At 61.9% G+C, this 3,704-nt stretch carries 3 protein-coding genes; 2 read left to right on the top strand and 1 reads right to left on the bottom strand.

Features of this window, described 5'->3' with window-relative positions; genetic code table 11:
- Positions 1 to 350: 350 nt before the first annotated feature.
- A complete protein-coding gene (locus tag JOY90_RS08845; RefSeq protein ID WP_291690764.1) occupies positions 351 to 974 on the bottom strand; it encodes a TetR/AcrR family transcriptional regulator in 624 nt (207 codons plus the stop codon).
- Positions 975 to 1,146: 172 nt separating this feature from the next.
- Between JOY90_RS08845 and JOY90_RS08840 the strand changes: the two genes are divergently transcribed.
- Positions 1,147 to 2,187 (top strand): efflux RND transporter periplasmic adaptor subunit, encoded by a 1,041-nt coding sequence (locus tag JOY90_RS08840; RefSeq protein ID WP_291690763.1) that lies wholly within the window; start codon positions 1,147 to 1,149, stop codon positions 2,185 to 2,187.
- On the top strand, positions 2,184 to 3,704 hold a 1,521-nt coding region (locus tag JOY90_RS08835; RefSeq protein WP_291690762.1), incomplete at its 3' end, for an efflux RND transporter permease subunit. The genes JOY90_RS08840 and JOY90_RS08835, both read left to right, overlap by 4 nt.

Below are 3,704 nucleotides of genomic sequence, written 5' to 3'. Positions count from 1 at the left end.
GAACAAGCTGTTCTTGGCCGCCTTCTCGTCGAGATGGAAAGGTTGCGGATCGAACTTGAGGGCATAGGCCTTGATCGCCTCCGCATCGAGGGTGTGCGGCCGCGACTCGAACTTCTGGCCGACGCTGAGATCTTCGAGATAGAGCGGTGGCATGCAAGTTTTCCGATCAGAGCCTGATCCACAAAAGCGGCCCCGCGACGCAACGGTACCGGCATTGGCGCTAGGAATCCCAATTATCGACCCGAGCGCTTGCGGCGCGCAAGATAGTGGCCGCTGAGGCACCTCTCTACCGAATGGTCGAGGCATCGTGGGAAGCCTCGGCAGGTAAAGTCCGATCGTAGGCCCAAGTCCTAGACTTCCTCGAGGTCCTTTTTTCTTTTTTGAGGGGGAGCCACACCAAGCGCTCGAAGCATGGCGGCGAGAGCTCGCTCTGGTAGATCAGTGCCGGTCCGCCCTTGAAGAATGCCGCGCGTGACCTGAAGCCAGATGCCCATGACGACGTCCGCCGCCAGATCGACATCGTTCACCTTCAGGCGCCCCTGTGCCCTCGCCTCAGTGAGGTCCCCCTTCAGATTGGCGCGAATGCTCCGGGCGAACTCGGTTGGCGCTTGAGCACTCTGGATGACGAGCCGCGCCCAAACCCGGTCCGCCATCGCCTTCTCCAGGAATTGGTTGAAGGCGAAGGACAGGCGGGCAACGGGGTCTCGCATGCCGAGCCTGGCTGGCGCGAGCATCTCGTCAAAACTCTCTCCGAGCTTCTCGCCCACGGCCGCGGCCAACTCCTCCATGCCTTGAAAGTGGTAGTAGAAGGTCCCCTTCGCGACGGCCGCAGCCTCGACCACAGCATCAACCGTAAGCGCCTCGAGCGGACGCTCGGCAAGAAGCATCGAACCGACCTCAATGATTTGAGCTCTTGTCCTGGCACGTCGCAGCCGCCCGATTTCGGCTCTGCGCGCCAAATCAATTTTCGCCATGCGTCCACCTCATTTCACAAATCTCACATTCTCATATTGACTATATAGTCGATCTGACTTATAAGTTCAATTCGAGATTGGGAGCCGATTGGGGTGCTTTCCCAACCTCGCCCCAGGTTACTCCGTGAAAGCAACGACAATGTTCAAATCTCCAATCCTAACCGCCGCTTTAATGGCCGTGGCCCTCTCCGGGTGCGAAAAATCGCAAGCGCCTGCTGCCCAGGTGCGGCCAGTCCGAACAGTCACCATCGAGCGCCGCGCCGAAGGCGAAACCGTTTCTCTGACGGGCCAGATGCGCGCAAAGGATCAGGTCAGCCTCGCCTTTCGCCTTGACGGACGCACGATTGACCGGCCCGTCAATGTGGGCGATGTGCTCACGGCCGGTCAGGTCATCGCCCGGCTCGATCCGCAGAATCAGCAGAACGCACTGCGCTCGGCGCAGGCGAACCTCGCGGCGGCTGAAGCGCAGCTGACCGAGGCCCGTCTCACCTTCGCGCGACAGCAGCAACTCGTAAAGGACGGCTGGTCGACCCGCGCCAATTTCGACTCCGCCGAGCAGCATTTTCTGAGCGCTCAGGCACAAGTGGATTCCGCTGAGGCACAGCTGCATACAGCCCAGGATCAACTTGGCTATACGGTTCTGTCGGCCGATGCCCCGGGTTCGGTCACCGCGGTCGGCGCTGAACCGGGCGAAGTGGTCCGCGCCGGCCAAATGATTGTGCAGCTCGCCCGTGAGGGCGGACGCGACGCTGTTTTCGACGTTCCCGAACAGCTCATTCTAACGGGTCCACGCGATCCTGTGGTCGAGATCGCGCTCATCAATGATCCACAAGTGAGGGCGACCGGGCGCGTGCGAGAGGTAGCCCCGCAGGCTGACGCCGCCACTCGAACCTTCCAGGTCAAGGTCGGCATCATCGATGCGCCGGAAGCGATGCGGCTCGGATCCACCGTCACTGGCAGCATCAAGCTCTCCGCGCCCGCGGGCGTGGCGGTCCCGGCGAGCGCACTCACTCAGTCAAACGGAAGCCCCGCCGTGTGGGTGTTCGATCCGCAGAGCAAGACCGTGTCCCTACGCAATCTCGAAGTTCTGCGGTTCGACCCGGCTTCTGTCGTGATTTCCCATGGGCTGGAGACGGGCGAAATCGTGGTCACCGCCGGAGCGCAGACACTGCATCCCGGCCAGAAAGTCAGCCTCATAGGAGCCGCGTCATGAACCGCTTCAATCTTTCCGAATGGGCGATCCGGCATCGGTCACTGGTGACCTATTTCATGCTCCTGATCGCCATCGCGGGCATCGGATCTTACTTCCGGCTCGGGCGAAGCGAGGATCCGGACTTCACCGTCAAGACCATGGTGGTGCAAGCGGCATGGCCCGGTGCCACCGTCAAGGATACGCTCGAACAGATTACCGACCGCATCGAACGCAAGCTCCAGGAGACGCCCAGCCTTGACTACTTGAAGAGCTACACCACCGCGGGTGAGGCCACGATCTTCGTCTACCTGAAGGACTCGACGCCTCCAGCTCAGGTGCCGGACATCTGGTACCAGGTTCGCAAGAAGGTAGGCGATATCCGCAACACATTGCCGCAAGGAATCGTCGGACCCGGCTTCAACGATGAGTTCGGTGACACCTACGGCATCGTCTACGGCTTCACTGCGGATGGGTTCACTCACCGGGAGCTGAGGGACCATGTGGACGAGATCCGCAAGCAGCTTCTGACGCTGCCCGACATCTCGAAGATCGACGTTCTGGGGGCGCAAGACGAGCGCGTCTACGTGGAATTCTCGACCGAGCAGCTGGCAGGCCTCGGCATCGACCGGGCAGCGCTCATCGCCGCGTTGCAGGCTCAAAACGCCGTCATTCCGGCGGGTGTGGTACAGACCGGTGAGGAGAAGCTTCTTGTTCGGACCTCGGGGGCGTTTCAGACCGAGCAGGACATCCTGGCCGTCAACTTCGTCGCGAATGGCCGGATGATCCGCCTGGGCGACATCGCGCACGTCACGCGCGGTCCTGCGGATCCCGCCCAGCCAATTTTTCGCGTAAACGGACGAGACGGCATCGGGCTGGCGATCGCCATGCGCAAAGGTGGCGACGTGATGACGCTTGGTCGCAACGTCGCGCAGGCAATGGCGGATATCACAGCGAACCTGCCAGTCGGAATCGAACCGGCGCTCGTTGCCAACCAACCCGCAACGGTCTCGCATGCGGTGGACGATTTCATGGAGGCGCTGTGGGAAGCGATCGGGATCGTCCTCGCGGTAAGCCTGGTCGCCCTTGGCCTGCGCGCGGGCGCCGTGGTGGCGCTCTCGATCCCGCTCGTCCTCGCCGCGGTGTTCGTGACGATGTCACTTCTTGGAATCGACCTTCAGCGGATCTCTTTGGGCGCCCTCATCATCGCGCTTGGCCTGCTGGTCGACGACGCCATGATCACGATCGAGGCAATGGTGACGCGGATCGAGCACGGCGACGAAAAGGAAGAAGCCGCCTCTTTCGCCTTCAGTTCCACGGCGTTTCCGAGGTTGGCCGGTACGCTCGTCACGGTCGCGGGCTTCGTTCCTATCGGCTTCGCGCGCAGTGCCGCGGGCGAGTACACCTTTTCGATCTTCGCCGTTGTCGCGATCGCGCTGATTGCCTCCTGGGTTGTCGCCGCGCTGTTCGCGCCCATGCTCGGCGTTTGGATGCTCAAGAAGCCGAAGACCTCCCACTCGGACGAGCCCGGCCCGATCTTG

Source organism: Bradyrhizobium sp. (assembly GCF_019242285.1).
In the GTDB taxonomy this organism is placed as follows: domain Bacteria; phylum Pseudomonadota; class Alphaproteobacteria; order Rhizobiales; family Xanthobacteraceae; genus Bradyrhizobium.
Note: the sequence above shows the minus strand (reverse complement) of the source record. Positions and strands in the feature narration are given on the sequence as shown.